This window comes from Riemerella anatipestifer, from assembly GCF_009932355.1.
GTDB classification, from domain to species: Bacteria; Bacteroidota; Bacteroidia; order Flavobacteriales; family Weeksellaceae; genus Riemerella; species Riemerella anatipestifer_E.
Map to the genome: position 1 here is coordinate 41,509 of NZ_LEKU01000006.1, position 15,324 is coordinate 56,832.

Sequence of the window (15,324 nt, forward strand, 5' to 3'; positions counted from 1 at the left end):
ATATGCAAAAGAGCGTTAATGGCTTTGAAAGCACCGTGGTTTCAAATTGGATGATATATAAATAATATACTTTAATAATGATTGCTTTTTTAAAAAAAATTCGTTCTCTAAGAGAACTGGGGTTAGCTACCATATTTTATATACTATTTCTGATGTTTATGTGGTGGTATATAGGTTATAATCCTTATTCTACTTTGGGAATATTCCTTTTATGCTTTATAGTATATGCTTTACCTGTAATAGTTTTATTTTTCAACTATAAACAACACAGCTCCTACAAGACTTTTAACTTAAAGGAAATTAATAGTGCAGATATAGAAAAAGTACAACTAGTAGGAACAGGACATAAAATAAAAAACTCTCAGAATGCTTATACATTACCTTATTGTATGAACTTTTTTTACCTTAAAATCCATTTGAAAAATAGCTCGACCCCCATTATAATTACCAGTGTAGATGATTATAATATAGAAAAAAAATTTCACGAACACTTCCCAAATATTAAAATAGAAAGGAAAATAGATGCATTCCCTTTATTACCAAAATAAGAGTTGATGAAGTCTGTATTTAAAATTTTATAGAATAACATCAATATTTTCTAAATAGATTTATAATGAACATAGAATACGATCAACTAGAAGAACTGTGTAAAAAAATTGAAAGCAGAGTAAAAAAACAAAAAATAACACTTCATTTTAAAGAAGTTCTTAATTATATTTATATAGATGATAACAAAGATTTTTTTTTCAAGCCCTATAAGGCTGAAATTTTTTCTACAGAATTATATAATTTCCTATTTCTAGAGGATGATAATGGAATAGATAGAGAATGGGTACTATTAAAATTAGTAATAGAGTTCAGCAATGGTGACTTAATAGAGGTTGATAAAATAGAAGAGACTATTTACCTTAAATTAAAAGACCTTTCACTGATAGAGTAATTTATGAAAGATAATCTAACCTATTGGGAACTCCTACAAGAAAACGGATTTCCTATGTCAAATATCAATCCTGGTAGCAATGAATTTGCATTACCTATAATTGAGACTTTAGAAAGTCTAAAATTATTAGATAAAGAGAAAAAAGCCATTTTGGGAGGAGATGTTCTTGTAGAAAACAACGGAACACTAATCTATATCTATCAACTTTTAGGTGATGAATATATCTATCTAAATTGGTACTGTGATAGATTGAAAAACGAGACTTATGAAACCTACCTCAAAAGAAGCCTTTCTAAAGCACGAAAAGAAATTGAAAATTTGTTGAAAATTGAAAATCAACATAACAAAAAAATATATATTGTGCTTGTTACAGAAGGTTAAAATTTTAGTATAATGTCAACCTATACTGGAGATGCTATTACAGGTAATTATCTAACGAGAACAAAAGAACCAAGACATTTTAATTGGAAGAAAACCAAATAATACAATATATTACAGCATGAAATATTTAAAATTTAAATCCCCTTGGGATTATAATGATAAGAAGAAAAGTTTTGTAGAAAAAATTATTTTATATTTGGGTCTATCAGCCAATCCTGATTATGATAACAAAATATATAATGTTGAATTCTGGCTAGTAGAGTTTGATGAAGAAGATATACCCATTAGAGAAATTGGTTTAGATAATAACTCAAAAGTCATTTTAAAAATGCCCTATAAAAAAAACTATGGGTACTGGACAGATAATAACTTGGTGTATCAGGATTTTATTAGTGATTTTGCTTCCGTAAAAATAGAAAAAAAGGAGTTTGAAGAAAAATGGAAGGCACAAAGAGAATAATACTCTATTATCACGAGTTTAAAGGACTATGATATTGAAAAAAATTTTCACAAACACTTCCCAAATATTAAAATAGAAAGGAAAATAGATGCATTCTCTTTATTACCGAACCCAAAATAAAAGCTAATAATTTAACTACTGATAAAGTAATTTATGATAAATAATCTAATCTATTCGGAACTCCTAAAAGAAAGCGGATTTCCTATAACCAAGTATTATAATTTTTATCACTAAATATGAAACCATTTTATCAACAATCATATTCGCAGAAATAAAAATAATATAGTATGGATTTAAAAATAACATTAAAAAGTCAACTCTATGCATTAAGAGAGCTTATTATAATAAGTATTGTTTATTTTGGACTTCTGTACTTGTTGTATTCAAATACAGAATTTGATTTGTTCAAAATATTGTTCCTATCAACGTTTGCTTTTTATTCTATTGTTTTTCTTTTGCCTGTAATTGTATTGCATATTAATTATCTAAACAACACCTATAAGCAATCTTAGAATTGAACAAAATAAACTAACCATCAATAACACTATTTATACAGAAAACGAGATTGATAAGATTAAGATTTATGCTACATCGCAACATTTTAGCGATTCCGTTGGAGTATCTGCCTTGCCATATAATGATTATTACTACTATATTAGGGTGGATTTAAAAAATGGAGAAAAAATAAATCTGTCTTCCTTAATAGATTATAAAATAGATAAAATAATTACAGAAAACTTTAAAAATATTAAAATAGACAAAAACCCTTCTTCTTTTATTTCTCTACTAATAATTAAATCATACAGGTAAATAATTATACAGGTCAACTGGATAAACTATAAATCTAACTTTTTATACTTAAATTTGTGGCTTTCTCCCCTTAAATAGGGAGGCTTCAATTAAAAAAATAAACAAGAATGATTGATAAAATTGACCTTGCAAACACTGTATTTAACCAATGGAAAAACCGCTCTTTACAAGAGCGACAACTATTATTCAAAAACTTAGCAGATATATTAGAAGAGCAAAAAAACACTTATGCTAATATCATTACCACAGAAATGAATAAACCCATTTCTCAAGCCTTATCGGAGGTAGAAAAATCAGCAATGATGACGCGTTTCTACGCCAATATAGACGCTGATGTACTAGCTCCAGAACATATCCAAACAGACTTTAATATTAGCCAAGTTTACCATACACCTCTAGGGGTAATTTTAGGAGTAATGCCTTGGAATTTCCCTTTTTGGCAGGTACTTCGTTTTACAGTACCTACTATTTTAGCAGGAAATACCGTTATCGTAAAACACGCTTCCATTTGTACTAAAAGTGGAGATGCCATAGAAGAGGCTTTTCTAAAAGCAGGTTTTCCTGAAGGTGTATTCCAACATTTAAAAGTAGAGCATCAAGACATCGAAACCATACTAAAACACCCTGCTGTACAAGGTGTAAGCCTTACAGGAAGTGATTTGGCTGGAAGTAGTGTGGCTTCCATAGCTGGAAGAGAAATCAAAAAATCAGTTTTAGAACTTGGAGGCAGCGATGCGTTTATTGTTCTAGAAGATGCTGATTTAGAACAAGCAGCAGAAGTAGGTGTTTTAGCAAGATTACAAAACTGTGGACAAACTTGTGTCGCTGCCAAAAGGTTTATCATTCACCATAATGTAGCCAATGCTTTCCTAGAATTATTTACGAAAGCCTATCAAAAGTATCAACCTGCAGACCCTCTAAATCCCAACACCATATTATCAGGTATGGCAAGAAAAGACCTCGCTGATGAACTAGAACAACAATATCAAAAAGCCATTGCTAACGGTGCAGAAATTATCATTCCCTTAGAACGATTGTCTGATAAAGAATTTAAACCAGGGCTTATCTTAGTAAAAAAAGGAAATCCTATTCTAGCCGAAGAATTATTTGGACCTCTCGGTATGGTAATGATAGCTCAAACCGATGATGAAGCTCTAGACTTAGCCAATGATATTCCATTTGGATTAGGAAACTCCGTATGGACTAAAGACCAAAACAAAGCTCTTGATTTTGCTCTAAAGCTAAATTCTGGCACTGTGACTATCAACTCTATGACCAAATCCGACCCAAGACTTCCGTTCGGTGGAGCTAAAAAATCAGGTTACGGAACAGAATTATCTGCCTTAGCCCTTAAAGAGTTTACTTATCCTAAAACCATCGTAGGAAATTAAAATCAAATTTCATCATCTACTAAATAAAAAACCATCAGATTCTATGTCTGATGGTTTCTTTTTTATCTTTAAAAGTATAATTTTCTATATTGTAGAAAGCCTTAGTGTATTGGTTTTTCCACCGTTGTGTACAGGCATTGCATTAAGATTAACTACAAAATCTCCTTTTTCTACAAAGCCGTAGTTGCAAGTAAGCATATTAACTTGTATCACGGTTTCGTCCGTAGTTTTCTCCATATCATAGTAGAATGCTCTAACGCCCCAAAGCAGGTTAAGCATCGTAAGCACCCTCCTATTGGCACTATAAACGATAATATGCGAGTTTGGTCTATGTGCAGAAATTTGGAACGCTGTATAACCAGAATGGGTAAGCGTAATAATAGCCTCTGCCCCTGAACTCTTAGCTATATTAACTGCTGATAAACAAATCTTATCTGTGATAAATCTTTCATCTAAACAACTTATCTGATTATCTAAAATACTATTTCTGTCGTAGTAGTAGTTAGTCGTTTCTATACTCTTTATTATTTTAGACATATTCTTCACTACATCCACTGGATAACGCCCTACGGAAGTTTCTCCAGACAACATCACCGCATCAGCACCGTCTAACACCGAGTTTGCAACATCATTTACCTCCGCTCTAGTAGGCGTAAGACTCGTAATCATAGTCTCCATCATTTGAGTAGCAATAATTACAGGCTTAGCGTAGGCTCTGGCTTTTTTAACTAGAGTCTTTTGAATTACAGGAACTTCCTCCATAGGCACCTCTACTCCTAAATCTCCACGAGCCACCATAATCCCATCACACTCCATGAGAATTTCATCTATATTTTTTACCCCTTCAGGCTTCTCTATTTTAGCAATAATAGGTGTCTTAAAGTTATTTGTTGGGTGATTCTTAATAAGCTCCTTTAAATCTTTTATGTCCTGTGCATGACGAACAAACGACAATGCAATCCAATCTAGTTCTAAGTCTAAAATAAAATTAGCATCTTTAATATCCTTCTCTGTAAGGGCTGGAAGCGATACATTGGTATTAGGAAGGTTAACTCCTTTTTTAGAACTTAATGGTCCTCCTTGAATCGTTTTAGCACGAACGGTGTCTTTTAAGTTAGTCTCGATAACCTCTAACACCAGTTTACCATCATCTATTAAAATTCTTTCCCCTACTTTTACATCTTGTGGAAACTGCTGGTAGGTCATATATACCCTAGTTGAATCTCCTTCTACATTTTCGTTAGTAAAAGTAAGAATATCCCCAGGATTAAGATATGAGCCTTCTTTTACAACTCCTACTCTTAGTTTAGGACCTTGTAAATCTCCTAATATCGAAACCGAATAACCATATTCTTGATTAATCTCTCTTATCAGCTCCACATTTCTTCTCACCAAATCATAATCTGCGTGAGAAAAATTTATTCTAAAAACATCTACACCTGCCTTAACTAGCTCTAACATCGTTTCTTTAGAAGATGATGCAGGTCCTAATGTTGCTATTATTTTTGTTTTCTTTAATTTCTTATTCATAGTACTGAATGGTTTGATAGAGTTCTTGCTCTGGACTTAATAACATTTCCTGTATAGGAAACACCAAGTTATCAGGCAACAAAATTACAGAAAAATCGGATAAAAACTCCTTTGTTAACAGAATATAATCTACATCTCTATATTCTGGCAACAAATAAGTCTCTTCCACTAGATTTGAAAACAAATCATAATGAGTTCCGTCCTCTAATTTGGTATCATAAAATTTATTCGCTATAAAGCTGTATGTACATTTAGTAACTTCATCATAAGTTTGATACTGTACAAACAGATACAAGCGTCCTCCTTTTTTTAAAATAAAATCTTTTTCTCTGCTAAAATTAAAGCTATTCAGGAGGTTGATATTGAAAAACAACTCACAATCTTGTATTTTCCGAGAAAGTCTTAATAATCCTATCGAGATTTCCTCTTCTTCTATATCAAGAAATATTTTATTGTCTTTCAATTATTTTTTCTTTTTTGTTTAATGTATAAAATGCTCTTTGTGCGGCTTTTTCTTCCGATTTTTTCTTAGAAGTTTCCGTAGCACTAGCCACTTTATCACCACCTACGAAGATGTAGGTTTTAAACATCTTTGCTTTACTCGGTAAAAGCTCCTCTTCGGTTTTGTAGTCTATTTTAATTTTATTCTTTTGACTCCACTCTAACAACAGACTCTTATAACTTATAATTTTGTTTTCGAGTTTTAGCATTTCTGAGTGGGTAAGAATCTTAGACAGCACTACTTTTTGACATTTGTCGTAGCCAAAATCCATATAAATAGCTCCAACCAAAGCTTCTAATAGGTTACCTGACAAGTCCGCTCCAAACTTAGAACCATTTTTCAAAACTAGAGAAGTCAGATTCAGTTTTTCCCCTATCTGATTAAGGTTCTTTCTATTAACAATTTTAGATTTCATTTGGGTTAAAAACCCCTCGCTCTCCTGTGGATACTGCCTGTAAAGATAATAGGAAACTATACTCCCTAGAACAGCATCTCCTAAGAACTCTAGCCTATCATAATTGAGCTGACTGGAAGTACTTTTGAGAGAAAAAGCCTCCTGATACCAAGAGACTTCTTTAGGCTGTATACCCAATATTTTTTCTAATCCTTTTACTATAAAAGCCTCTCTTTGTGTATATCTTGGCTTCTTTCGTCTAGATAAAATTCTATTGAAATAGCGTCCGATTTTCATTCTTTAGACTTTCTTGAATAGCACACACGCATTGTGTCCACCGAAGCCAAAAGTGTTGCTCATTGCAACATTAACCTTTTTTTCTACCGCTTTATTGAAAGTAAAGTCAAGACGACTATCTATTTTTTCATCGTCTGTAAAATGGTTAATTGTAGGTGGAACAACATCATGAATAATAGTTCCTATGGCAGCAATAGCCTCTACAACACCTGCCGCTCCCAGCAAATGTCCTGTCATAGACTTTGTAGAATTGATTTGTATATCAAAAGCGTGGTCACCAAGTAATCTAGAAATTGCGTTAGATTCTGCAATATCTCCTAATGGCGTAGATGTCCCATGCATATTGATGTGATCTACCTCATCAGCAGTAATTCCTGCATCTTCTAAACAGTTCTTCATTACCAAATAAGCTCCCAAACCTTCTGGGTGTGGTGCTGTCATATGATGTGCATCTGCACTCATACCTCCACCTTTAAGCTCTGCATAAATAGTTGCCCCTCTTCTCCTTGCGTGCTCATATTCTTCCAAAATAATACACCCTGCTCCTTCACCTAGAACGAAACCATCTCTATCTTTATCAAAAGGTCTAGAGGCTGTTTTAGGGTCATCATTTCTTGTAGAAAGAGCCATCATAGCGTTAAATCCACCCACGCCACTTGCCGTTACTGCAGCTTCAGAGCCTCCACAAACAATAACATCTGCCTTTCCAAGTTGGATTAACATTTTAGAGTCTATGATTGCATTTGCCGAAGACGCACAAGCCGATACGGTAGTGTAGTTGGGTCCGTGGAAACCATATTCGATAGAAATATGCCCTGGTGTAATATCCGCAATCATTTTAGGAATAAAAAACGGATTAAATCTAGGAATATCAGATTTAGCCCAGTCTAAAACCTCTTTTTCAAAAGTTTCTAGTCCACCAATACCTGATCCCCATACAACCCCTACTCTGTTTTTATCAACCTCTGTACTAGTTATACCAGAGTGTTCTATAGCTTCTCTAGCAGCTACAATTCCCAACTGAGTATTTCTATCCATTTTCTTTGACTCTTTTCTATCAAAAAAGTCTAATGGATTGAAGTTTTTAACCTCGCAAGCAAATTTAGTTTTAAAATTAGTGGCATCGAAAAGAGTAATTGGAGCAGCACCGCTCTCACCTTTTACAAGGTTTTCCCAATATTCTTTAGCATTATTTCCAATAGGCGTAATAGCACCAAACCCGGTAACAACTACTCTTTTCAATTCCATAAATTTAATTTTTGATAAAAATACTAATTATTTATTTACCACTTCTTCTACATAAGCAATAGCGTGCCCTACTGTAGTGATTTTCTCCGCTTGATCATCAGGGATTTGGATGTTGAATTCTTTTTCAAATTCCATAATAAGCTCCACAGTATCTAGCGAATCTGCTCCTAAATCGTTAGTGAAACTAGCTTCTGGAGTTACTTCTGTTTCCTCCACATCTAACTTATCTGCGATAATCGCTTTTACTCTTGATGCAATGTCTGACATAATATTACGTTTTTAAAAATTATTATTCGGTGCAAATATATGAAATTTCATATCAAATTATATTCTTTTTGAAAAAATTTAAGGTAGTTTAGGTAGAGTAGGTGGGTGGATAGAAAGCCTCTATACCCTTGATGGAGAATATAGAGGCTGTGATTTAGAAACTGTAGCCCAACCTTAGATGGAGGTCTATCTCGCCATAGTTACGATTATTAAACTCGTGTCGGAAGCCTAGCCCTGCTCCTACCTCATAATGCAAGTTGTTGCCCAAATTACGTCTAATCCCCCATTTGGGAACAATGGAAATACTGCTGTAATCGGTATAATTTGAACTAAAAGACTTTTCGGGTCTGTAAGATATGCCTACGGTTAAGAAATTGGCTGCATTAGACGATGTATCTCGCCCTTTCTCTGCTCTTTTTTTAATATTGTAGTAGTATCTCGGTTCTACAGATGCATCTAGAAACCAAGCCGTGCCTGTGCCTACATACCATTTGGGCATTGTTCCTAATTCGGTGCGTAGTGCAAGTTGGTCTGCCAGACCTACTTCGGTATTCACCCACGCTCCCACAAATCCTATCTGCACATTGTAGGCGGTGGATTCTACTTTCCCTCCTTCTTGCCCAAAGCAAAGAGTGGAGGCTAATCCTATTAAAAGTGTTAATTTTTTCATTGTTTACTATTTTCTCGTGTTATCTATTTTAAAACCCTACCCTCCTATTTTCTTTAACTATGATATTTTGTCCTTTACAAATGATTGTCCTTATCTTAGAAAGAGTCTTCGCTTACCCTATTTAGGTTTTCAGCTTTCCCTTTCTAGCATAGGCTCTTCGGATAGAGGGCACTGGTTTTATTTTACACCTTTTAGGGTCTAATTTACACCCTATAGGGTCTGTTTTAGAGGTTGCAGGGTCTAAAATAGAGCCTACGGGGTTCAGTTAAGACCTTACAGAGGTAAATCTAGTGGTGGTAAGGTCTAAATTAAAGCCTCCCAACTCTATTTTTAGCCTTGTAAGGTCTTCGTTTGCCCCTTTAGCCTTCATTATACTATTATCTAGGCTTTATTTTCTTCGTCTTTGGTATTGGTAGTACCGCTAGTGGCGGCTGCTCTGGTCTGATAATGGGTGCTAAGATCTTTGTAAATACTGGTAGTCCCTGCTTGGTTTTGGGTGGCTAAGAATTTTACATAACGGTAGTAAGATACTGCAGCGGTGTAGTTGTCGTAATCCAAAAGTGTTTTGGTGTCTGTCATCATTTCTATCACTCGGTCTAGTTTCTTCAGAGGAGCTTCTAGCTGGGTTCTTGCGAGATAGTCTTTATCAAATTCTGCCTTGTCTATGGTAGGCGGCACTGTGCTAGGGTCTTGCTCCATATAGAGTTTGCATTTGTCTACCAGCACCTTGTTTTTGTCTGCTATACGCCCGTATTGTCTTCTTTCTTCTGGAGAGAGGTTGATTGCCTTGGATTGGATAACGCCGAGTATCGCTCCGATGGCATCATCTATCGTTTTGAGTTCTTGTGCCGAAAATTCTACTGAAATTAAATTGTCAATTGCCATTTCTTTTGTTTTTTTGGTGTTAAAAATATACGAATTACACTATTTCTCAAATATAAAAACAACAATAAGTCAAAATCATTGCATTTCTATCGTTGAGTGTGAGCCAAATTTACATACTTGCATTTATATACGCAATACCTCGCCGTATTTTTTTTAATATTAAGCACTCCAAACCGCTTATACATTAAACTAAACGATAAAAAAAAGCGATAAATTGAACAAAAACTAAGACTTTTTAGCGTTTCATTAGATATTTTACAACCACACCACTATAAAGAACTCCTGAAAAAAAGACGGCTAATAGGTGGGCGTACCCTACCCCTAAAATCCCAAAATAGGGTTGTAAGGCAAAGATGAGGAGGACGAGCAATACTACCGACAGCGTGGAAATGATAAGATGCAACCTCGTCTTTTCAATCGCAAAGACCAAATTGCTAAACGGCGTCCTAAGCATCATACCTATCACCGCCGCTCCTAAGAAAATATTAAATAAGTGAGTTTGCCCTAAATATTGAGTTCCAAAAAGACTCATAATCTCATTGGCATAAGTCGTCCCCAGTCCCAAAATCAATACCGATAGTACCGAGAATAAGACTAAATATTGAGTAATGTACCTTTTGATAAATGCTTTATCTTGATGGTGTTTGCACAGTTTAGGGTAATCGTTATGAATGAACACTCGTGATAAGAAAATTAAATTTAACGGTATGAGCGAAGCCGTTTTGTATTCCGCCAAGACCCCCTCATTAAACAACACCCCAATCATAAATATATCCGTAAGCAAAAACAACTCTTGCATAAGGCTCGCAGCGGCGGTAGAAAGGTTAAATCGCCAAAGTGATTTTACCGAGAGTGGTTTCAGTTCTACTTTTCTGAACTTCCTAAACCCCAAAAAGAAGATAAAGTAAGGCGACAAACACAAGGCTAAGACATAACCCCTAAGCCCTAACAATGGGGTAAGCCCCAATGCCAACGCCAACAAGGCAACACTACTGACAATCTCCAAAAGAGCAAATTTTCTATTACGGAAAGAGGCTCTACAAGAGGCTTTATACACTTCCAAAAAGAATAATCCCACAAGCCTTACCAAGAACCACAACACCAAAAAAAAGACTTCTAATTGTTGCCCAAACATTACCAACGCAAGTATGAAGACCAACGCATTTATAACCAACTGCCCCAACAAACCGTAGTACAATGAATAAGCCTCTAGGTTTTTAAAATCGGTTGAGTGGTCCAGCTGACTGCCGTATTTTAGCAATCCTTGATAAGTCCCCAACCCCATAAAAGGAATAAAAAAAGAAATAAAATTTTGAGCCTTAAACACCATTCCCAAATCTTCTTTTAGTAATACTCTAGCGACATAAATATTAACGAGGAGCAAGGCTAATTTGGAAATCAGCATTGCCGAAGCCGTCCAAAAACCGTCGTTCTTGAAAAAAGATTTTAGAAAAAATATATTTGATTTTAAGACTTTTAATACTGACAAAATAGCTGTAATTTTGTTTCGGTAAAAATAATAACTTACAGATGACTTTCCTAAATATAGCCTACCAAAAATCAAAAAAGATGTATTATTTCTTTGTAGGATTCATCGTACTCACTTTGATAAGCCACATCTTTAGGACGAGTAGCACCCCTTTTTTCATCTATGCAATGTACTCCGCTCCCGTCCCCATACAGAATGACTTTTCGTTTTTTGTGATAAAGAAAAGCGACGGCAAAATTTTCAATCATCCTGAATTGTGGAATCATCATAAGCGAATCGTGTTTTACTATTCGTCAAGAACTTGGGAGCAACTTTTAGGTCAAGACAACCCAGAAACTGTATTCCACAAAAAAGTCTATCCTTCCGCTGATAAAAATTACTTAAATACACATTATCCCAAATGGCTCTTTAGATACGTACAACAAGTGGAAGGCAGGAAGTTAGGCCACATCACTCTGTATAAAGTAACTGTAAACTACGACGAACACAATAAATACTCTGTAAAAAATGTTGAAAAAATATTTACGCAAAGACAATAGTTCCATTAGAGATTTAGCCAATTATCAGTCTTTAATTAAAAGAAGTGTACTTTTATGCTTTGGTTTGTCGTTCTTATTCAGAAGTTACTCTTCTGCATTGAATTTTCAGATGGAAAACCCTTCGTTCCAAATTTCAGGAGGCGATTTTTTGACGAGTTTATATAATTATTTCGGCATCAATTATTTTGTCTTTACACACCCTATTTATAGCATTGTATTTACTGTTCTACTATTTATATTTTGGATACTAAGTTTCATATTCCCAAATAAAAAAGCTATCCCTATTTTATTCTATATCTTTTTCTTGATTTATGCCATTGGCTTTAATTCAAATATGGGGTTTCTCTCTAGCTATCTTAAAGGGTTTATCATTATAGGCTTTATATTTTTTGTTATTTCTCCCATCAATTTTAATCTTATGTGGGAAGGATTAAGATATTATGCTTGTTGGATTTACTTTTCTGCTTTCCTCTGGAAGTTTATACATAGAGCTATGTTTATGCCTCGATTTGGAGAAATGTCTTTCAAAGACAACTTCTCTTGGTATATCTTTACCAATCCTGATAGTATTTTAAGTAAATTCTATCTTTTCTGTATTGAACACTCTTGGATTCTCAACATTGGGGATAAACTTGTATTCTTATTTGAGGGTCTTTATTTTATTGGATTTTTTACAAAAAAATACGATGCCTTTTTAGGTTGGGGCATCGTAGGACTTCATTTATTTTTGTACTTTTTCAGCGATACGCTTTTTGTGGAAATATGGGTTTTAGGGTTACTCTTTATTTCAAAATCGCAGTGGAGTAGCTTTTCTCAATTCACTAAGACTCTACATAAATACCTGCCCAACTTCTCTTAAGCGGCAAAAGAAAATCCGATAAAAAAGCCACGTAGGTAGATTTAGAAAAATCAAATACTTCTATCTCTTGAGAGAGTTTGCCCTCTTTTAACGCCGAGCGGAACTCTTGTAATTTCATGGTTTTCACTTCGCCATTTTCCACGAAACAGGCCTTCATTCGGTCAAATAGTCCTAGTTGATAAGTAGTATCTATCTCTCTCATCACACCATTAAGAGCATCTATTGAACACCCCGAAGCCACCTCTTGTTCCTCATCTATACTAATGATGATAAATTGATTTTTTTCAATCTTAAAAGATGATGAAAGAGGCTTACCATGTGCTGCCCAAACGGAAAGAAAGTCAAAAAGTTTTTCTGTAATTTCTTTACTTTCTTTAGGTAAAAAAGGTCTAGAGGCTGGATAAATAAGCACTCTATAATCGTTGGTTTCTACTATATTAGACTCTTCTATTTTCATATAACAAGTTTATAAGATAACTCAACTATAAATCCTCTGCTTCTGCCAAAAGCTCTACAATATCTTTAACTTCTACTTCTGTGTTTTTATTAAAATGCTTCACACCGTCCGTCATCATCGTATTACAGAAAGGACAACCTGTTGCAATAACATTAGGTGTTTTTGCTAAAGCCTCTTCTGTTCTTTCTATGTTTATGTCTTTGTTTCCTTTTTCTGGTTCTTTAAACATCTGTGCTCCTCCTGCTCCGCAACACAATCCGTTTTGTTTGCAACGCTTCATTTCAACCAGCTCTGCATCTAATTTTTTGAGTAGTTCTCTAGGTGCTTCATACTCGTTATTGGCTCTACCGAGGTAACAAGGGTCGTGGAAAGTGATTTTCTTACCTTCAAACTTACCGCCTTCTATCTTCAGTCTTCCCTCCTCCATAAGTTGCTTTAAGAACTGTGTATGATGCAACACTTGATAGCTCCCGCCAAGGCTAGGATACTCATTCTTTAATGTATTAAAACAATGCGGACAAGCCGTTACTATTTTCTTTACTTCATAAGCATTAAGGATTTCTATATTGGTAAGAGCCATCATTTGAAAAACAAACTCGTTCCCCGCTCTCTTAGCTGGGTCTCCCGTACAACTTTCCTCTTGCCCTAACACCGCAAACTCTACCCCTATTTTGTGGAGGATTTTACAAAAGGCTTTGGTAATTTTTTTAGCTCTATCATCAAAACTTCCTGCACAACCTACCCAAAACAAAACTTCGGGAGCTTTACCTTCGGCAGCGTATTCTGCCATTGTTTTTATTTTGAATTCCATTTATTTGTAATCTAAATTAAAACTATTTTACTTTGTTTCTTGACGATAGAACTATTAGTCCTCATTAGCCCAATTAAGTCTATCTGCCTGATTGTACTGCCAAGGTGCGGCGTTGTTCTCCACATTGGTCATCATCAAGTTAAGCTCTTGTGGTGCCGCTGACTGCTCCATTACCAAAAATCTTCTCATCTCAAAAATAATAGACAATGGGTCTATGAGTACAGGACAAGCCTCCACACAAGCATTACAAGAGGTACACGCCCAAAGTTCTTCACGAGTAATATAGTCGTCTAGTAGTTTTTTGCCATCATCTACAAACTTTCCATTCTTGTTGATGTTTTGTCCTACTTCTTCCAAACGATCTCTTGTAGACATCATTATTTTTCTAGGAGATAATTTTTTTCCTGTTAAATTAGCAGGACAAACCGCAGTACACCTTCCACACTCGGTACAGGTATAAGCATTTAGCAACTGTACTTGGTTTAAATCAAAAATATCCTCTGCTCCAAACTTCGCTGGTGGTTCAGCCCCATCTGGCGAAGCTGCATAAGGGTCTGCATTAGGATCCATCATTAGCTTAATTTCTTTCGTAACAGAATCCAAATTATTAAATGCTCCCTTAGGTTTAAGATTGGCAAACCAAGTATTAGGAAATGCAAAAATAATGTGCAAATGCTTGGAATAGTAAAGGTAATTCATAAAGAATAAAATCCCTAATATATGTACCCACCAAGCACTTCTTTCAACGAAAATAAGAAAAGAACTATCAAAACGAAACACCTCCATAATAGGTACTAAAAATGTTCCGCTCACTGGGAACGCTCCTAAATGATGATAACCTTCTACGCCTCGAGCCTGTAAGATAGAGTCTGCTGCATTCATTTTAAGAAATGCCATCATAAGTACAAACTCAATTACCAAAATCCAGTTAGCATCATTCTTAGGCCAGCCAAACATTTCTTTCATATTGAAACGCTTTACAGACAGCACATTCCTTCTTATAAAAAATATAACCACTGCAACAAGAACTAGCAATGCCATAATTTCTAAAGTGCCAGTAAACAGAGCATATAGCGTTTCTCCCATCACACTAGCTAGAAACCTGTGTGTACCGAAAAGTCCATCAACTATAATTTCTAACATTTCCATATTGATGACTAAAAAGCCAACATATACCAAAACATGTAAAAACCCAGCCACAGGTCTCGCTCCCATCTTACTTTGCCCTAAGGCTATATTCGCCATAGTACGCCACCTTTCAGGCTTATTATCAGTTCTATCAATAGCCTTACCGAGTTTGATATTGCGATAAATCTCTTTTAAACTCTTAATAAATAGACCAAAGCCTACCACCAAACAAATAAGGAACAATATGTTATCTATGTACTGCATTG

Annotated in this window: 18 protein-coding genes; 7 read left to right on the forward strand and 11 right to left on the reverse strand. The window is 34.9% G+C overall.

The window, feature by feature from the left end; translation table 11 throughout:
- Nucleotides 1-77 precede the first annotated feature (77 nt).
- The 5 genes from GXW81_RS02480 to GXW81_RS02505 all read left to right on the forward strand — a co-directional run bounded on the left by GXW81_RS02480 (nucleotide 78) and on the right by GXW81_RS02505 (nucleotide 3,982).
- Nucleotides 78-548 carry a hypothetical protein gene (locus GXW81_RS02480; protein ID WP_161531051.1) on the forward strand — a complete coding sequence of 157 codons (471 nt, stop codon included), beginning with the start codon at nucleotides 78-80 and terminating at the stop codon, nucleotides 546-548.
- Between the two features lie 65 nt (nucleotides 549-613).
- Complete coding sequence (locus GXW81_RS02485; RefSeq protein ID WP_161531052.1) at nucleotides 614-940, forward strand: hypothetical protein; 327 nt, start codon at nucleotides 614-616, stop codon at nucleotides 938-940.
- Between the two features lie 3 nt (nucleotides 941-943).
- Nucleotides 944-1,321 (forward strand): Imm40 family immunity protein, encoded by a 378-nt coding sequence (locus GXW81_RS02490; RefSeq protein WP_161531053.1) that lies wholly within the window; start codon nucleotides 944-946, stop codon nucleotides 1,319-1,321.
- 118 nt (nucleotides 1,322-1,439) lie between these two features.
- A complete protein-coding gene (locus tag GXW81_RS02495) occupies nucleotides 1,440-1,781 on the forward strand; it encodes a hypothetical protein (RefSeq protein WP_161531054.1) in 342 nt (113 codons plus the stop codon).
- A 917-nt stretch (nucleotides 1,782-2,698) separates the two neighbouring features.
- Nucleotides 2,699-3,982, forward strand: coding sequence for an NAD-dependent succinate-semialdehyde dehydrogenase (locus GXW81_RS02505; protein WP_161531055.1), 1,284 nt, complete (start codon nucleotides 2,699-2,701; stop codon nucleotides 3,980-3,982).
- Nucleotides 3,983-4,066: 84 nt separating this feature from the next.
- Here the strand turns inward: GXW81_RS02505 and pyk are convergent, their stop codons facing one another.
- From pyk to GXW81_RS02545, 8 genes are all read right to left on the reverse strand, one after another.
- Nucleotides 4,067-5,512, reverse strand: coding sequence for a pyruvate kinase (gene pyk / locus GXW81_RS02510; protein ID WP_161531056.1), 1,446 nt, complete (start codon nucleotides 5,510-5,512; stop codon nucleotides 4,067-4,069).
- Nucleotides 5,505-5,975 carry an IPExxxVDY family protein gene (locus GXW81_RS02515; protein WP_161531057.1) on the reverse strand — a complete coding sequence of 157 codons (471 nt, stop codon included), beginning with the start codon at nucleotides 5,973-5,975 and terminating at the stop codon, nucleotides 5,505-5,507. Before GXW81_RS02515 ends, pyk begins: the two co-directional genes overlap by 8 nt.
- A complete protein-coding gene (gene rnc, locus GXW81_RS02520) occupies nucleotides 5,962-6,705 on the reverse strand; it encodes a ribonuclease III (protein WP_161531058.1) in 744 nt (247 codons plus the stop codon). The genes GXW81_RS02515 and rnc overlap by 14 nt, the downstream gene beginning before the upstream one ends.
- 3 nt (nucleotides 6,706-6,708) lie before the next feature.
- On the reverse strand, nucleotides 6,709-7,953 hold the full coding sequence (fabF, locus tag GXW81_RS02525) for a beta-ketoacyl-ACP synthase II (RefSeq protein WP_161531059.1): 1,245 nt from the start codon (nucleotides 7,951-7,953) through the stop codon (nucleotides 6,709-6,711).
- Between the two features lie 27 nt (nucleotides 7,954-7,980).
- Nucleotides 7,981-8,220, reverse strand: coding sequence for an acyl carrier protein (locus GXW81_RS02530; RefSeq protein WP_004917181.1), 240 nt, complete (start codon nucleotides 8,218-8,220; stop codon nucleotides 7,981-7,983).
- Between the two features lie 154 nt (nucleotides 8,221-8,374).
- Nucleotides 8,375-8,890: a hypothetical protein gene (locus tag GXW81_RS02535; protein WP_161531060.1), complete on the reverse strand. Its 516-nt coding sequence runs from the start codon at nucleotides 8,888-8,890 to the stop codon at nucleotides 8,375-8,377.
- 381 nt (nucleotides 8,891-9,271) lie between these two features.
- Nucleotides 9,272-9,775 (reverse strand): hypothetical protein, encoded by a 504-nt coding sequence (locus GXW81_RS02540; protein WP_052911358.1) that lies wholly within the window; start codon nucleotides 9,773-9,775, stop codon nucleotides 9,272-9,274.
- A 235-nt stretch (nucleotides 9,776-10,010) separates the two neighbouring features.
- Nucleotides 10,011-11,339, reverse strand: coding sequence for an oligosaccharide flippase family protein (locus GXW81_RS02545; RefSeq protein ID WP_161531061.1), 1,329 nt, complete (start codon nucleotides 11,337-11,339; stop codon nucleotides 10,011-10,013).
- Between GXW81_RS02545 and GXW81_RS02550 the strand changes: the two genes are divergently transcribed.
- Entirely contained in the window at nucleotides 11,306-11,803 is a 498-nt protein-coding gene (locus GXW81_RS02550; RefSeq protein ID WP_161531062.1) for a hypothetical protein, read from the forward strand. The two genes, GXW81_RS02545 and GXW81_RS02550, sit on opposite strands and share 34 nt — an antisense overlap.
- Complete coding sequence (locus tag GXW81_RS02555) at nucleotides 11,772-12,662, forward strand: GTP cyclohydrolase (RefSeq protein WP_161531063.1); 891 nt, start codon at nucleotides 11,772-11,774, stop codon at nucleotides 12,660-12,662. The genes GXW81_RS02550 and GXW81_RS02555 overlap by 32 nt, the downstream gene beginning before the upstream one ends.
- On the opposite strand, the gene GXW81_RS02560 is transcribed toward GXW81_RS02555, so the two are convergent.
- From GXW81_RS02560 to GXW81_RS02570, 3 genes are read right to left on the reverse strand one after another with little or no spacing between them, the layout of a single operon-like run.
- Nucleotides 12,625-13,119 carry a hypothetical protein gene (locus GXW81_RS02560; protein WP_161531064.1) on the reverse strand — a complete coding sequence of 165 codons (495 nt, stop codon included), beginning with the start codon at nucleotides 13,117-13,119 and terminating at the stop codon, nucleotides 12,625-12,627. The genes GXW81_RS02555 and GXW81_RS02560 overlap by 38 nt on opposite strands.
- A 25-nt stretch (nucleotides 13,120-13,144) precedes the next feature.
- Nucleotides 13,145-13,930 carry a (Fe-S)-binding protein gene (locus tag GXW81_RS02565; RefSeq protein ID WP_161531065.1) on the reverse strand — a complete coding sequence of 262 codons (786 nt, stop codon included), beginning with the start codon at nucleotides 13,928-13,930 and terminating at the stop codon, nucleotides 13,145-13,147.
- A 54-nt stretch (nucleotides 13,931-13,984) separates the two neighbouring features.
- Nucleotides 13,985-15,322 (reverse strand): (Fe-S)-binding protein, encoded by a 1,338-nt coding sequence (locus tag GXW81_RS02570; protein ID WP_161531066.1) that lies wholly within the window; start codon nucleotides 15,320-15,322, stop codon nucleotides 13,985-13,987.
- Nucleotides 15,323-15,324 lie beyond the last annotated feature (2 nt).

Excerpts from the sequence above, each read along its gene's own strand:
- GXW81_RS02535 (WP_161531060.1), bottom strand. The coding sequence starts at position 8,890 with ATGAAAAAATTAACACTTTTAATAGGATTAGCCTCCACTCTTTGCTTT.
- GXW81_RS02505 (WP_161531055.1), top strand. The coding sequence starts at position 2,699 with ATGATTGATAAAATTGACCTTGCAAACACTGTATTTAACCAATGGAAA.
- fabF (WP_161531059.1), bottom strand. The coding sequence starts at position 7,953 with ATGGAATTGAAAAGAGTAGTTGTTACCGGGTTTGGTGCTATTACGCCT.
- pyk (WP_161531056.1), bottom strand. The coding sequence starts at position 5,512 with ATGAATAAGAAATTAAAGAAAACAAAAATAATAGCAACATTAGGACCT.
- GXW81_RS02565 (WP_161531065.1), bottom strand. The coding sequence starts at position 13,930 with ATGGAATTCAAAATAAAAACAATGGCAGAATACGCTGCCGAAGGTAAA.
- GXW81_RS02560 (WP_161531064.1), bottom strand. The coding sequence starts at position 13,119 with ATGAAAATAGAAGAGTCTAATATAGTAGAAACCAACGATTATAGAGTG.
- GXW81_RS02570 (WP_161531066.1), bottom strand. The coding sequence starts at position 15,322 with ATGCAGTACATAGATAACATATTGTTCCTTATTTGTTTGGTGGTAGGC.
- GXW81_RS02495 (WP_161531054.1), top strand. The coding sequence starts at position 1,440 with ATGAAATATTTAAAATTTAAATCCCCTTGGGATTATAATGATAAGAAG.
- rnc (WP_161531058.1), bottom strand. The coding sequence starts at position 6,705 with ATGAAAATCGGACGCTATTTCAATAGAATTTTATCTAGACGAAAGAAG.
- GXW81_RS02540 (WP_052911358.1), bottom strand. The coding sequence starts at position 9,775 with ATGGCAATTGACAATTTAATTTCAGTAGAATTTTCGGCACAAGAACTC.
- GXW81_RS02530 (WP_004917181.1), bottom strand. The coding sequence starts at position 8,220 with ATGTCAGACATTGCATCAAGAGTAAAAGCGATTATCGCAGATAAGTTA.
- GXW81_RS02555 (WP_161531063.1), top strand. The coding sequence starts at position 11,772 with ATGTTGAAAAAATATTTACGCAAAGACAATAGTTCCATTAGAGATTTA.
- GXW81_RS02480 (WP_161531051.1), top strand. The coding sequence starts at position 78 with ATGATTGCTTTTTTAAAAAAAATTCGTTCTCTAAGAGAACTGGGGTTA.
- GXW81_RS02550 (WP_161531062.1), top strand. The coding sequence starts at position 11,306 with ATGACTTTCCTAAATATAGCCTACCAAAAATCAAAAAAGATGTATTAT.
- GXW81_RS02485 (WP_161531052.1), top strand. The coding sequence starts at position 614 with ATGAACATAGAATACGATCAACTAGAAGAACTGTGTAAAAAAATTGAA.
- GXW81_RS02490 (WP_161531053.1), top strand. The coding sequence starts at position 944 with ATGAAAGATAATCTAACCTATTGGGAACTCCTACAAGAAAACGGATTT.